The sequence below is a fragment of the Acetobacter fallax genome, assembly GCF_011516735.1.
GTDB classification, from domain to species: Bacteria; Pseudomonadota; Alphaproteobacteria; order Acetobacterales; family Acetobacteraceae; genus Acetobacter; species Acetobacter fallax.
Genome location: NZ_WOSX01000006.1, coordinates 100,128 through 114,395 on the forward strand (window position 1 = coordinate 100,128; position 14,268 = coordinate 114,395).

Below are 14,268 nucleotides of genomic sequence, written 5' to 3' on the forward strand. Positions count from 1 at the left end.
CTGAATCTGTCTGTTAATATCAACCCACATCAATATGCCGATTCCAGACAGCTTTCTGGTCGAAAACACTATCATAGATCATAAATTTATTGATAACAGACTGTTTCACAGTTCCCTGATACGAAGCGTATTTCCTGTGACCCGATGTTCGTGGTCTGTATGAATCACTCCGCTCAGGCACTCAAAACACAGGCCGGTCATACCCCTCCGCAGGGATTCTTACAGGCAGAAAAATGCATGAAACAGTCGCCGAATATGATGACCTGTAAAAATCAGTGATATTGACAGGTACTCTGAGATTTTTTGAAGTGTCTCACGTAGCGGATAGTCTTTCTCCACGATCTTCAGTCGAAAAGATTCTTTCTTTTTCACCAGATTCCGTATGGCTGTTTCTGGAGAATGCTCTTTTATCACCTCCTTAACATGTGACTGCTTAACTGTGTTCCTGCGCGTGTTAAGCGCGCCTGGCTGGCACGTGAAAGACAAGGTGAATGGAGCGGCTGTTTACATTCCTCCTGAGTGAGCAGCATGCGGTGTCACATTTCACGGTGACAGCGCTGGCGTTCCTCTGTGGTACGCTTGCTATACAATGTCTCGCAGCCACCAGATTCAAAACGAACATACAGATCGTTCTTTTCGGAATCGCAATTACAACAGGCAACCTCGTATCGTTTTTTGATACGCTATGGTCGAGTTATCCTTATTTATTGTGGCATATTCCGCTGGTGACGACGGCGATCGCCGCCATTGTTGTGTTCATTGCGGCCTGTATCTCAGCCTATTTTTATCTTTGCCCGCGCCGAACCATAAAAACCGTCATTCTGGCAGGCTGCGTTCTGGCATTCGGGTTGTCGTTTTCCGCGTTCACGATACTGGTTTCAATCGTAAAACCGTTTGTTCTGGCATACGATCTTTCTGCAGTTCTGAGTATCATGGTCCTTGGATCGACGCTGTGTGGTTTTGCATTCTGGGAACTCGGCAGTTTAGCCGCGATCCGCCCACGACTGTTCGCCAGCATTCTGCTCGCCCTGACACTGACGGTCCTTCCTCTGGGATCAATGGGATCTGTACTGCCCTTTGGTGAATGGATGACAGTCATCCAGACACCGGACAGCGCGTCGTTTTCACCGATTGGTGTCATCGCCCTGTCAGAATTCATCGCGATTATCTTCCTTGTTGGCATCGCATCGCTTCTTGATATCCGTGTTGCAGTCGCTCAGCAGAAAGAGGGAGATCGCATCAGGCACCTCGCGGATGGCACGTTTGAAGGTCTGCTTATCTGTCGTGGCTCAGAAATCATTGACGCCAATCAGCGTATTCAGGAAATGACTGGTCTGGACCTGACAACGCTCAAGCACAGAGCAATGCCAGATCTGTTTGTCAGCCCACCTTCTGAACGGACCCTGTCCGGCAGAGAAGCCGGCTCGTCGGATATTTTTGCACCGGAACAACTTGAACTGGTCGGACCGGGAATGCGACGGATTCCGGTGGAAGTGCTGTCCCGGGACATGCCTTACGTTGACGGGCAGTCAGCAGCGGTGCTCGCGGTGCGCGACATCACGGAACGCAAGGCAGCGGAAGAACATATCCGCTATCTGGCATTGCATGATTCGCTCACATCCCTGCCCAACAGGCGCGGCCTGGAAATGGTGCTTGCCCAGATCGTCGAGAACTCCCGTCAGACCGGCTCGGAGTCAGCAGTCCTCGGTCTGGATCTGGATGGTTTCAAAGCCGTCAATGATACACTGGGACATTATGCAGGAGATCTGCTTCTTAAAGAAGTTGCCGCACGGTTTCAGAAGCAGCTGAGAGATTCGGATTATCTCGCGCGACTGGGTGGTGATGAGTTTGTTATCATTCTCCGTAATATCAGTTCGAAAGATGATGCCGTAAAACTCGCGAAACGTCTGATTTCATGTCTCTGGCAGCCGTTTAAACTAAGCGGTCACGATGCTTATGTTGGCGTGAGTATCGGTATTGCCGTAAGCCCCCGTGACGGCGACACCGCACAGATGCTTCTGAAATCGTCTGATATCGCAATGTATCAGGCAAAATTACATGGCAAAGGACAGGTTTGCGAGTTCGCGGCGGGAATGGATGCGGATCTGCGCGAAAGGCATGACCTGGAGCTCGATCTGCGTCGCGCCCTGAGCCGTGGGGAACTGAAGATTCATTATCAGCCCCTGTTCGACAGCTCTGGAAAACTAACAGCTTTTGAGGCGCTGGCCCGCTGGCCACATCCGGAAAGAGGGATGATCCCACCAGACCGGTTCATCCCGCTGGCTGAGGAAACAGGACTGATCGTTCCTCTTGGCGAGTGGGTTTTGCGAACGGCCTGCAAGGTCGCATCAACCTGGCGCTCTGACATCAGTATTGCGGTCAATCTGTCACCGACCCAGTTCCAGCGTGTCGATCTTGTGGAAACAGTCAGTGCAGTTCTAAAAGAAACAGGACTTGAACCCTGGAGACTTGAACTGGAAGTCACCGAAAGTCTTCTCATGGAAGATACCGCGAAGGCACTGGCGCTTGTCACCAGCCTGCGTGAGCGCGGAGTGCGTGTGGCGCTTGATGATTTCGGAACAGGATATTCCAGTCTTGCTTATCTCCATAACTTCCCGTTCGATAAAGTAAAAGTTGACAGAACGTTTATCAACAAGATCACAAATGACCCGAATGCATGGACCATTGTCGAATCGATTATTGTCATGAGCCATAAACTCAAGCTTCGTGTGACTGCGGAAGGAATCGAAACCGGCGCTCAGCTCTCATTGCTGAAGGGGCATGGCTGCGATGAAATGCAGGGCTTCCTGCTGGGCCGTCCGATGCCCGAAACAGAAGCATCGCTGCTGGCAGGAGAAAAACAGACAGGCCGAAAAATGCACGAAATACTCAGAACGTAAAGCATCGACGCACACTCTTCCGGCTGAACAGACCTTTACTGGCCGGAAAGAAGATAAAGTACATCCGTTCCCTGTCTCAGGGTCGTTCTGTCATGCAGAGTAATTCCATGCCTTTTCTCCGTAACCCGATCACGCCACGCCCGAAAGTCTCCCAGGTGCCCGGCCGAGATAAGAGCCCGTCTGCCATCGGAAACATCAGAGCCAGGTTCCTGCGGAATAACGGTTGCGCATAGGCTTTCGCGCAGGGTTCTCAGGTTTTTCGTGGATGCCGAAAGCGTCGGCCCACCATCAAAGATGTCGATATACCCATCATACACGAACCCTTCGCCCTCCAGTATTTTTCGGGCCGGAACTGCGAGATCATGAGTGCGCCCGATCGACGCGCGCGCAGCCTCGGGAAGCAGATCGATATAAATCGGATAACGTGGCATCAGATCAGCAATGAACTGATTCCCATGAAGCGCATTATAGTGATCGGCTTCAGCGAAATCCCGTCCAAAAAAAATCCGTCCGACCGCATTCCAGAATGGCGGACCTTCCGCACTGACGTAACCACGCAGGTCCGCAATCACCCGATCCGCAAACCGCTCGCGATGCCGCGCGATAAACAGATAACGACTACGGGCAAGCAGTGAACCGAGGCCCCCCGTCCGATAGTCAGGATGCAGAAACAGCCCCCCGACTTCAGACGCCCCGTCGAAATCGTTTACGAGATGAAGCAGGCGCGTGGAAAAGGTCCGTCCCAGCTCCCGTGATACATGCGTGTGCGTCGCGATTTTATAACTGTAAAACGGCCACGGCGTGCCAATACGAGAAAAAATACAGGCAGAACCGGCGATCATGCCATTCTGCCCGTTTTCCAGAACAAGCAGATAAAGCTCATTTTCCGGTGTCTCAATGTCGCACGCAAGCGACGCCGCTGACCAGTCCAGACGCTTTTTCAGTGCCGCCCGGTCATAAGGCAGATTAAGAAGGCCTCCCCCTGTATGCGCCGCCAGAGAGTATAGCTGCTCCAGATCATCCGACCGCGCCAGTCGCACGGTCCACGGATCGGTTTTGCGTTCACTATGACTCGATACGGCGTCGTCCATCGCTCCCGAACCGGCGGAAACCCTGTTCATCGCTCCGTAAATCCCAGAAAATCCAGCAATGCCAGTCGCGCATTGCGGCAGTCCTCCCAAAGATCCGCATGCCCCGGATCATCAGGGCCAATGCGCTCAGGCCAGCGATCATCAATCAGAGCCGCAAGCCCATCAAGCCGCGCCTCATCAGGCAAAAAGCGCTGATCGAGAGCCGCTTCCGCTGCCTCATCAACCACAACACGCAGACGCAGACACGCCGGACCTCCGCCATTCTGCATCGACTCCCTCAGATTCAGGCTCTCAACCCGGCGGATCGGTCCATTCCCTGAAACCGTCGCATCCAGCCACTCCGCCACAGCAGCACGTTTCCGACATTCATCCGGAACAATCAGCACCATCCCGCCCTCAGGCAGCGTCACAAGCTGAGCATTGAACAGATAACTGCTGATCGCATCCTCAAGACTCACCCGCGCCGCCGGAACCTCAAGAATTGTCGCCTCCGGCACATGCCGCAGAATAGCGTCGTAAACCATGCCCTGATCGGCAAAAGCCTGCTCATGAACAAGCAGAACCGATTCATTGGCAACCGCCACCACATCGTTATGAAACGCACCCGCCTGTATCGCGGCGTCACTCTGACGCGCCAGCAGCGTGCGCGCCGGATCAAGGCCATGCCGACGCGCAATCGCAGCACTGGCCACGCGGGACTGCCGGGCCGGAAAGCCACCCGGCTGCGTCTCGCCATAAACGAAAATTTCCAGACCCGGAGCACCATGACGGGAACAGAGCCGCATCGCGTTTGCCGCCCCCTCATCGCCAGTACCCGACGGCAACGCCGGATGAAGCGCGAAATGGTCCGTGTCGGCAAAAAGCTGGCCCAGTTGCCGGGTCGTTTCCGGCGCCTCAATGCTCCGATGCAACATGCCGGACAGATTGGCCACCGACAGATGACAGCGCCCATCCTCGGTGTCCGGCGCCGGAGACACCGTGGCAGCATTGGCCGTCCACATCGGAGACGCAGACATCGCCGTCCGCAGCAGACCAGGTTCGTTGCGCCAGGCCGCCGCACAGACCGCATCGTCCGATCCCGTGAACCCGAACTGCCGAAGCCACCCGGTCAGAGGACGCTCATGCGGCAGCAGAATCCCCTGGCGAAGTCCGAGTTCCATCATGCGGCGCATTTTCGCCAGCCCCTGAAGCGCCGCCGTCCGGGGACGGGACACCTGGCCCGCATGGGTGGAGGAGGCCCGGTTCCCGAAGGACAGCCCCCCATAATTGTGACTGGGTCCGACCAGACCATCGAAGTTGATTTCGCGCATGGGCGGCCTCCGGCTGCGGCCGCCACAGAGGCGACACGGATCTCCTGCGGAGCACCTCATACAGGAGAGCGAGCCCCGACGCACGACAGCACATGCCAAAACAGGACAGTCCCGCTCACCCAAAACTGTTTCACCGGCACGAATTAAGCGTCAGCCAATGGCATTGGCGCCAGTCATCCTGTAAAAGTCACGGCATGAACGAACCGCGCATCGCCTCACTGCAACGGGTCACTGGCGAGACCGATATCAGCGTCACCGTCAATCTCGACGGAACCGGAACCGCGTCCATCGACACGGGCATCGGTTTCTTCGATCATATGCTGACGGCCCTCGCAAAGCACGGCATGCTCGATCTCGATATCGTCGCAAAAGGCGATCTGCATATCGATTTCCACCACACCGTCGAAGATACAGGCATCGCCCTCGGCCAGGCCATCGCCCGCGCGCTCGGCGACAAGCGCGGCGTGCGCCGGTTCGGCTCCGCCCTGGTGCCGCTCGACGAGGCACTCGCCGAGGTGGTGGTCGATCTTTCAGGCCGGCCATTCTTCGCCTGGTCCGTCACATTCCCGGCCTCCACGGTCGGAGAAGTCGACACCGAACTGTTCGAGGAATTCTTCCGCGCCTTCGCCATGGCCGCGATGATGACCCTCCACGTCACACAAAAAACCGGACGCAACTGCCACCATATCGCCGAAAGCGCGTTCAAGGCGACAGCACGCGCCCTTCGCATGGCCGTGGAGCACGATCCCCGGGCCGCCGGTGCGATCCCGTCAACCAAGGGGGTTCTGTGAAGATTTATTCTGTCTGGCTGCCCGGTCCCGGCACCCCCCGACGGAGACAAAATGACGGACTGCCAGTGCTGATCCCCCAGCACACCGGCTGGCTCGTGCTGTTTTTTGGCGGCCTCGGATTCATTGTCCTGGGCGCCCGCATCGTCGGCCTGCTGGCCATTGCGGCCCTGCTCCTGGTGCTCGCAGGCCTGACCGATACCTGGCTCTGGCTGCCAGTCTTTCTGACCGGCCGGCTGGGGCTCGCCATCTTCCGCGCCGAACTGGTCGAATGGGACATGCGCCTGCACGGCTTCACGCAGGACGGCGTCGTCGCCGGCGCAAACGCCGCTTCCGCCCTGCTGCGTTATATGGACCAGACCAGCCGAAACGGCAGTACCCGCTCCATACCATCCGCAGGCAACAACGCCGTGCCAGACCCGTTCGCGATCGCCGCCGGAGCCAGGCTGTGAGCGACACGTCAGTGCATAATGCCGAACCCACGCAGTCAGTCGTCGTCATCGATTATGACGGCGGCAATCTGGCCTCCGCCGCGCGGGCGCTGATGCGCGCGGCCGAACTGACGAGCCTCCCCGTCTCCGTCACCATCACGAACGAACCCGCCGCCGTCCTCGCCGCCGACCGCATCGTGCTGCCGGGGCAGGGCGCCTTCGCCGACTGCGCGCGCGGCCTCGACGCCGTCCCCGGTCTGCGCGAAGCCATCGACACAGCCGTCGCCGGCGGCACGCCGTTTCTCGGCATCTGTGTCGGCATGCAGCTGATGGCCGAACGCGGCCTGGAACACGGCACAACCCCCGGTTTCGGATGGGTCAGAGGGGAAATCGCACCAATGGAAGCCCCCGGCCTCCGCCTGCCACAGATGGGATGGAACGAACTCGTCTTCTCCCGCCCGCACCCGCTGACGGAAGGGCTGGGCGCGCACCCGCACGGCTATTTCGTTCACTCCTATGCCCTCTCCGGCGCCAGCCCCGACGAACTGATCGCCACAACAGAGTATGGCGGCGCGGTTCCGGCCATCGTGGCAAAAGGCAACCGGGCCGGCACTCAGTTCCACGTCGAAAAGAGTCAAACCGTCGGTCTGCGTATCCTGGCGAACTTCCTGCGCTGGACGCCCGACGAAAACGGGATGCGCCTGTGATCATGCCCGACGCAAAAAACGCCGATCACCTCACCGCCGAACGTGTGCAGTCTCTCACCGAAGATGATCTCCACGCGCTGTGCGAGGCAACCGATGCCGCCATCCTCGACGGCGGCGGTTTCGGATGGGTCAGACCACAGGGCCACATGGCGCTGGAACGGTATTTCCGCGGCGTCATGCTCGTGCCCGAACGATCCCTCTTCGTCGTGCGACAGAATGACACCATCGTCGGATCGGCGCAGCTCGTCCGTCCGCCGCGCAACAACGAAGCCCAGGCCATGAGCGCCAGCCTGATGCACTTCAATGTCGCGCCCTATGCCCGCCGCCTCGGCCTCGGACGCCTGCTGCTCGACGAGATCCTGCAATGCGCACGCGCCATGGGCTACCAGTTCCTTAATCTTGATGTCCGCGAGAGCCAGGATGCAGCAATCGCCCTGTTCCGAAGCACAGGCTTCGAACTCTGGGGCCACCATCCCGCCTATGCCTTCGTCGATGGCTGCGTCCGTCGCGGCCTTTATTTTGTCAAACGCCTGCAGGATCAGAGCCGCATCACCCATTGCGCGGCAGACATCCGATCTGACACTGGAAACCCCGACTCCATGACCGAATCCCGGACTTCACGGTCCCTGACCCTCTATCCCGCCATCGACCTCAAGGACGGCGCCTGTGTCCGCCTCCGTCGCGGCGAAATGGACGACGCCACAGTCTATTCAAACGACCCCGGCGCCCAGGCCCGCGCCTGGTGCGAAGCCGGATTCCACCGCCTCCACGTCGTCGATCTCAATGGCGCCTTCGCCGGACGGTCCGCCAATACCGACGCTGTCCGCAGCATCGTCGCCAACGCGACAGTGCCGGTCCAGCTCGGCGGCGGCCTGCGTGACATGGAAGGCATCGCCGCCTGGCTCGAAGCCGGCGTCACCCGAATCATCCTCGGCTCCGTCGCCGTGAAAAACCCCGAACTCGTCCGCGAGGCCTGCCGCGCATTTCCCGGTCGCATCGTCGCCGGCATCGACGCCCGACAGGGCCACGTCGCCACAGAAGGCTGGGCCGAAATCTCCGACATGCAGGCCACCGAACTCGGCCTGCGCATGCAGGACGCCGGCGTGGCCGCGATCATCTTCACCGAAATCACCCGTGACGGCATGCTCGAAGGCCTTGATCTCGAACAGACTGCCCAGCTCGCCGAAACCGTGTCCGTCCCCGTCATCGCCAGCGGCGGAGTTGGCTCTCTTGACCACCTCCTCGCCCTGAAACGCATCGCCGATACCACGCCCGGTATCGAAGGCGTCGTCGTCGGACGCGCACTTTATGACGGCCGGATTTCTCCGGTCGACGCGCTCAGGGTGCTCGCCTGATGCTGAAGCTCCGGGTCATCCCGTGTCTGGACGTGAAAAACGGCCGCGTCGTCAAAGGCGTCAACTTCGTCTCCCTGCGCGACGCCGGCGATCCCGTCGAGCAGGCCGCGATCTATGACGCCGCCGGAGCCGATGAACTCACCTTCCTCGACATCACCGCCAGCCACGAAAACCGTGACACCATCCTGGACGTCGTCAGCCGCACCGCCGAACGGATCTTCCTGCCCCTGACCGTCGGCGGCGGCGTCCGCACAACCGCCGATATGCGCCGCCTGCTGCTCGCCGGCGCCGATAAATGCGCGATGAATTCCGCCGCCGTGAGCCGGCCCGAACTGGTCAGCGAAGCCGCAAATAAATTCGGCAGCCAGTGCGTCGTCGTCGGCGTCGACGCCCGCTCCAATGGCAAAGGCGGCTGGGAAGTCTTCACCCATGGCGGCCGCACCCCGACAGGACTCGATGTGCTCGACTGGTGCCGCAACGTCGCGGCCCGCGGTGCCGGAGAAATCCTTCTCACGTCCATGGATCGCGACGGAACCCGCTCCGGCTTCGATCTCGACCTGCTCCGCGCCGTTAACGCCGCCGTCCGCCTGCCCGTCGTCGCTTCCGGCGGCGTCGGCACGCTGGAACACTTCGTCGAAGGTGCCCGCGCCGGCGCGACTGGCCTTCTCGCCGCCAGCGTGTTTCACTTCGGCCAGTTTACCGTGCCGGAGGTCAAACAGGCTCTGGCCGCCGCCGGCCTGCCGGTTCGCCCGAACCCCTGATTTTCTCTCCTGCTTCTTGACCGGATAAGCCATGCCCAGGACACCCACGAAAAAGACCTCTTCCGGAACGCCGGAGAAAAAATCCCTCCGCACAGCCGTCGAAAAGCCCGTCACCGGCAAACCCGCTCGCGGTAAAACAGCCGAAAAATCGAAAAAAACCGCCAAAGCCGCAGCCCGGAAGCAGACAGAAAAAAAGAGCACATCACCTCTTCCGGTCCTGCCCGTGCCTGAAGACATCACCGTGGACGCCTCGGTTCTCGATCGTCTCTTCGATGTCGTCACCAGCCGCCGTGGCACCGATCCCTCCATCAGCCACTCCGCCCGCCTCCTGTCCCGTGGCACCGGCAAGATCGCGCAGAAATTCGGCGAGGAAGCCGTCGAATGTCTCATCGAAGCCGTCGCCGGGCGTCAGCATGAACTCGTCGGTGAAAGCGCCGACGTGCTCTATCATCTCATCGTTCTGTGGGTCGATGCAGGCGTCACCCCGGCACAGGTCTGGGCCGAACTGGACCGCCGGGAAGGCACAAGCGGCATCGCTGAAAAGGCATCCCGCCCAGGCAGCAAGCGCTGAGAAAAGCGTTTGTCTGAGCAGGAAATTTTAAGGAGGGGAGGGGAGTCCGGGCTCTGCCCGGGTCCGGCAGGGAGCGTGGCTTCCTGCGCCCTGATTTGTTAAACTAAAGGTTTGCAAAGGTCCGCGACCTTTGCCGGGTTTCAGGGCAGAGCCCTGAGAAAAAACACGCAGGAGCATATCATGGCAGTCAGCGGCATCGGCGCATACGACCCCGACAACATCTTTGCAAAAATCCTGCGCGGCGAAATTCCCTGCAAAAAAGTCTACGAAAACGAATGGGCTCTCGCCTTTAACGACATCGGCCCCAAAGCCCCCGTCCATGTCCTCATCATCCCCAAAGGCCCCTACGTCTCCTTCGTGGACTTCAGCGCCCGCGCCTCAGACGATGAAATCACCGGCTTCACCCGAGCCGTCGGCCACGTCGCCACCACCCTCGGCCTCAACGAACCCGGCTACCGTCTCATCGGCAACGTCGGCCCGGATTCCGGCCAGGAAGTCCCCCACTTCCACGTCCATCTCCTCGGCGGCCACCCTCTCGGCGCTCTGGTCTCGCCATAAAAAAACACGGTCATCAGCCAAAGCCGGACGAAGAGAAACATCCCCGACGCCGCCCGGACCCATGGCCCCGGTTTGTCTGGAAAAATGTATTTCGGAAACAATGTTCCGGTCACTTCGGGAGAAAAGCGGAGCAGGTTATCATGGCTGCTTTCGCCTACATGTCTGCCATTTGATGCCTAATTGTCCGGTTCGCAAAACAGACATGCACCATTCGCCAGTATCACTCGACCACTGTCGACATTTGCCTTTTTGGGCAGTGCAGATTTGTCCCGGACAGGAGTTTATCCGGGACAGGAAACGGCATCATGCCTGTCAGGCGACGCGGATCAGCTTGCGATTGATGAACTCCTCAATGCCGAGGAAGGACAGTTCGCGGCCAAAGCCCGAATTCTTGATCCCGCCAAAAGGCAGTTCCGGTGCAGCAGCCATGGCTGTGTTGATGAACATCATGCCGGTCTCGACCTGTTCAGCCACTTTTTCGGCACGTGTAAGATCACGGGAGAACACGGACCCGCCGAGGCCGTAAGGAGAATCATTGGCCAGTTCGATGGCCTCATGTTCCGAGGCAACCTTATGTACCACAGCGACCGGGCCGAAAATCTCCTGATAGAAGACCGGGTTGTCCTTTGACACATTGGTCAGGATGGTCGGTTCCATGAAGAAGCCGCGGCACTCCATCCGCTTGCCCCCGGCCACCAACGTTGCGCCTGCCTTGACCGCTTCGTCAGTCTGCGCCAGTGCGGTGTCGAGTGCCTTCCTGCTGCTCATCGGGCCATGGGTGGTACCCTCAGCCAGCGGATCGCCAATGCGGAACTGCGTGATCGCGGTTTTCAGACCCGCGAGGAAGGCGTCGTAGACCTTCTCATGCACGATCATCCGCTTGGCCGCCGTGCAGACCTGCCCGTTATTGGCGAACCGGCCCCATGTCGCCCATTTGATTGCCAGTTCAAGGTCCGCGTCATCCAGCACGATGAACGCGTCGCTACCGCCAAGTTCCATCGTGTCCTTCTTCAGCGCCGCACCGGCTTCGGCCGCAACCGTCTGGCCCGCGCGTTCGCTGCCCGTCAGGGCGACGCCACGGATGCGGAAATCCTTGATCAGTTCGGCGGACTGATCGTTGTCGAGGAAAATGTTGGTATAGACGCCCTCTGGCGCGCCAGCATCGTGAAACAGTTTTTCAAAAGCCAGTGCACATTGCGGCACGTTGGGCGCGTGCTTCGCGATAACCACGTTGCCCGCCATAAGGTTCGGCCCCGCCACGCGGGCAAGCTGGTAATAGGGGAAGTTCCAGGGCTCGATGCAGTAGATTACGCCAAGCGCCTGGTTGATGATCTTTGCATGGCCTTCCCTGACCTTCAGGGGCGTGGGAGCGAGAAATTTCTCCGCGCCTTCGGCATAGTAGGAGAGGATGTCGACCGTGATGTCGATTTCTTCCAGCGCATCAGGCAGCGCCTTACCCATTTCAGTCGCGATCAGACGCGCATGGGTCTCGCGGTCGTGGCGTAGCAGATTGGCGGCCTTTGACATGATGACCTTGCGGGCGGCTATATCGCGCTTTTTCCAGTCGGTCTTCCACACATGGTCTGCTCGATCGATAATCGCCTTCATCTGCGCGGCGGTGTGAAGTTAGAACGTGCGTTCCACGGTTTCCGTGGTCGGGTTGAGGGTCTGGTAAAAACTCATTGGTCCGTTTCCCTGTTTATTGATTATGGAAAAGGTAGTCGGTGTAGCCATGCGCGCTGCCGCCGTACATCGTCGCCGGGTCCAGCGGATTGAGCGGCCAGTTATGTTCCAGCCGCGCGGGCAGGTCCGGATTGGCGATGAATTTCCGGCCAAAGCCGATCATGTCCGCCCATCCATGGCCCAGCACATGCTGTGCCTTGTGCAGGTCGTAACGGCCCGCGCACAGGATGCGGCCGCCGAAGATGTCGCGCACGCTGGCGCGGAAGGCATCCGGCATTTCCGGCGCATTGTCCCAGTCGGCTTCGGCCAGCGAGACGTAGGCGATGCCCGCCTCCGCCAGTACGCGCACGGCTGCCGTGTAGGTTTCCGCTGGATTGTCCTCCAGCAGGCCGAGATAGACGCGCTCTTCCGTCGTCGTGCCGAACAGCGGGGAAAACCGCACGCCCAGTCTGTCGGGGGTGACGACGGCGGAAACGGCCTCTACCACCTCGCGCAGGAAGCGCAGGCGGTTGGACAGGCTGCCGCCATAGGCATCGGTGCGGAAATTGGCCCGTTCGGAGATGAACTGGTTGATCAGGTAGCCATTGGCGGCGTGGATTTCGACGCCATCGAAACCGGCTGACAGGGCGTTGCGGGCTGCCTGTGCGTACAGCTCCACCAGTTCATGGATTTCGGGAATGGTCAGCGCGCGTGGCACATCAGGGGGTACCAGCTTTCCTGTACCCGGCCCCGTGGGGATGAACACGTTTACGCCTGTTGCCGCGACCGCGGACGGAGCGATCGGTGCCTCATGACCGGGCTGCAATGCCCGGTGGGACACGCGGCCCACATGCCACAATTGTGCAAAGATGGGCCGCCGCTTTGCGTGTACCGCATCGGTGACCAGCTTCCAGCCCGCGACCTGCTCGGGTGAATAGATGCCTGGCGTCCAGGCATAGCCCTGCCCGCGGGGTTCGATCTGCGTACCTTCGGTAATCAGGAAACCCGCCTGCGTGCGCTGCGCGTAATACCCGGCCATGAGCGCGTTGGCGACGTCCCCCGGTTGAGTGCTGCGGCAACGTGTCAATGGCGGCAGGAAGATCCGGTTTTCAAGAGGCAGATCTCCCAGCCGCACAGGCCCGAATAAAGAAGATGAAGACATGACCAACCTTGTTTACAAATACAGGCCATTCGTCCGGCCTGCCTGTAAACATTGACCCGCCCCATCTTATGCGCAAGAACGCACATAAACCGCCACTAGTGTCAGGAATGATACCATGCCTCGCATCCGTCATACCACGCTGGCCTGCAGCCCCGGCTGCACGGTGGAAGCCACGCTGGAACTGTTTGGCGGGAAGTGGAAGGCGTTGATTCTGTATCACCTGTTCGAGGACGGAGTGCTGCGGTTCGGCGAACTGCGCCGTCGTCTTCCCAACGTCACGCAGCGGATGCTGACCAATCAGTTGCGCGAACTCGAGGCAGACGGACTGGTGTCACGCACCGTTTTCCCCGAGGTGCCACCGCATGTGGAATACGCCCTGACCGAACTGGGAAAGACGCTGAAGCCAGTTATTCAGGCGCTCAAGAAGTGGGGAGATCGGTATGCGCATTCTGTTCAGCGGAACAAAGCTGGTGATCGAGATTGACCGCTAAGCATCGTGGCAATTCCGACTCAACCTGTCTGTCGGGTTAGCAAAAGCAGAGCAGACAGGCTGCAGTCGCCTACATGTCGGACATAAAAGTGGGTTGGCTCGCCTTTCGCATAACGGACATAGTCCGCGCAGTCCCCCGCTATCACTTGGAGCCGAGAGTGGGGTGATCGTTATGGGAAATAACCAGCAAGAATACAGGCGCTTAGGTTGGCCGTAGCAAGACACGCCCGAAGCCACTGGGCAGGGAGTATAAATCATTTGGATCGGGCAACGATGCTTTCGGTTTTCGGCCTTGACACGATGATGTTCGGTGCGGGCGGCAATCCAGATTTTCTGGACAGCGTCAAGATTCATGAAGGCAATTCCGAACCCAACCAGAAGGTCGAGCCAGACCGAATGGTGGCCGAGCGTGATACGGAAGCAGTTTTCATTCTGGGTTCTATTGGCATATCGGACATAATCTTCAAGTAGTTCTGTGCAGC

General features: G+C 59.2%; 13 protein-coding genes and 1 pseudogene. 10 read left to right on the forward strand and 4 right to left on the reverse strand.

The window, feature by feature from the left end; translation table 11 throughout:
- The first annotated feature begins 491 nt into the window (after window positions 1-491).
- Window positions 492-2,900, forward strand: a complete 2,409-nt coding sequence (locus GOB85_RS05305) for an EAL domain-containing protein (RefSeq protein WP_173576541.1) — start codon at window positions 492-494, stop codon at window positions 2,898-2,900.
- A 35-nt stretch (window positions 2,901-2,935) separates the two neighbouring features.
- On the opposite strand, the gene GOB85_RS05310 is transcribed toward GOB85_RS05305, so the two are convergent.
- Window positions 2,936-4,021, reverse strand: coding sequence for an arginine N-succinyltransferase (locus GOB85_RS05310; protein ID WP_198912192.1), 1,086 nt, complete (start codon window positions 4,019-4,021; stop codon window positions 2,936-2,938).
- Window positions 4,018-5,301, reverse strand: a complete 1,284-nt coding sequence (locus tag GOB85_RS05315) for an N-succinylarginine dihydrolase (protein WP_173576540.1) — start codon at window positions 5,299-5,301, stop codon at window positions 4,018-4,020. Before GOB85_RS05315 ends, GOB85_RS05310 begins: the two co-directional genes overlap by 4 nt.
- A 194-nt stretch (window positions 5,302-5,495) precedes the next feature.
- Between GOB85_RS05315 and hisB the strand changes: the two genes are divergently transcribed.
- From hisB to GOB85_RS05350, 7 genes are all read left to right on the forward strand, one after another.
- Complete coding sequence (gene hisB / locus GOB85_RS05320; protein WP_173576539.1) at window positions 5,496-6,092, forward strand: imidazoleglycerol-phosphate dehydratase HisB; 597 nt, start codon at window positions 5,496-5,498, stop codon at window positions 6,090-6,092.
- A 65-nt stretch (window positions 6,093-6,157) separates the two neighbouring features.
- Window positions 6,158-6,541: a hypothetical protein gene (locus tag GOB85_RS05325; protein ID WP_173576538.1), complete on the forward strand. Its 384-nt coding sequence runs from the start codon at window positions 6,158-6,160 to the stop codon at window positions 6,539-6,541.
- Window positions 6,538-7,227 carry an imidazole glycerol phosphate synthase subunit HisH gene (hisH, locus tag GOB85_RS05330; protein WP_338421657.1) on the forward strand — a complete coding sequence of 230 codons (690 nt, stop codon included), beginning with the start codon at window positions 6,538-6,540 and terminating at the stop codon, window positions 7,225-7,227. Before GOB85_RS05325 ends, hisH begins: the two co-directional genes overlap by 4 nt.
- 2 nt (window positions 7,228-7,229) lie before the next feature.
- Entirely contained in the window at window positions 7,230-8,582 is a 1,353-nt protein-coding gene (hisA, locus tag GOB85_RS05335; RefSeq protein WP_173576537.1) for a 1-(5-phosphoribosyl)-5-[(5-phosphoribosylamino)methylideneamino]imidazole-4-carboxamide isomerase, read from the forward strand.
- Window positions 8,582-9,343, forward strand: coding sequence for an imidazole glycerol phosphate synthase subunit HisF (hisF, locus tag GOB85_RS05340; RefSeq protein WP_173576536.1), 762 nt, complete (start codon window positions 8,582-8,584; stop codon window positions 9,341-9,343). Before hisA ends, hisF begins: the two co-directional genes overlap by 1 nt.
- Before the next feature lie 31 nt (window positions 9,344-9,374).
- Window positions 9,375-9,914, forward strand: coding sequence for a phosphoribosyl-ATP diphosphatase (locus tag GOB85_RS05345; RefSeq protein WP_408737036.1), 540 nt, complete (start codon window positions 9,375-9,377; stop codon window positions 9,912-9,914).
- 180 nt (window positions 9,915-10,094) lie between these two features.
- Window positions 10,095-10,472, forward strand: coding sequence for a histidine triad nucleotide-binding protein (locus tag GOB85_RS05350; RefSeq protein ID WP_173576535.1), 378 nt, complete (start codon window positions 10,095-10,097; stop codon window positions 10,470-10,472).
- A 312-nt stretch (window positions 10,473-10,784) separates the two neighbouring features.
- Here GOB85_RS05350 and GOB85_RS05355 read toward each other — a convergent pair.
- Together GOB85_RS05355 and GOB85_RS05360 are read right to left on the reverse strand one after the other, a co-directional pair.
- Window positions 10,785-12,155, reverse strand: a pseudogene (locus GOB85_RS05355) (NAD-dependent succinate-semialdehyde dehydrogenase).
- 16 nt (window positions 12,156-12,171) lie between these two features.
- Window positions 12,172-13,296 (reverse strand): alkene reductase, encoded by a 1,125-nt coding sequence (locus GOB85_RS05360; RefSeq protein ID WP_173576534.1) that lies wholly within the window; start codon window positions 13,294-13,296, stop codon window positions 12,172-12,174.
- Window positions 13,297-13,411: 115 nt separating this feature from the next.
- Between GOB85_RS05360 and GOB85_RS05365 the strand changes: the two genes are divergently transcribed.
- Window positions 13,412-13,780 (forward strand): winged helix-turn-helix transcriptional regulator, encoded by a 369-nt coding sequence (locus GOB85_RS05365; RefSeq protein ID WP_010665696.1) that lies wholly within the window; start codon window positions 13,412-13,414, stop codon window positions 13,778-13,780.
- A 264-nt stretch (window positions 13,781-14,044) separates the two neighbouring features.
- Window positions 14,045-14,257, forward strand: coding sequence for a hypothetical protein (locus GOB85_RS05370; RefSeq protein ID WP_003618805.1), 213 nt, complete (start codon window positions 14,045-14,047; stop codon window positions 14,255-14,257).
- Window positions 14,258-14,268: the final 11 nt, after the last annotated feature.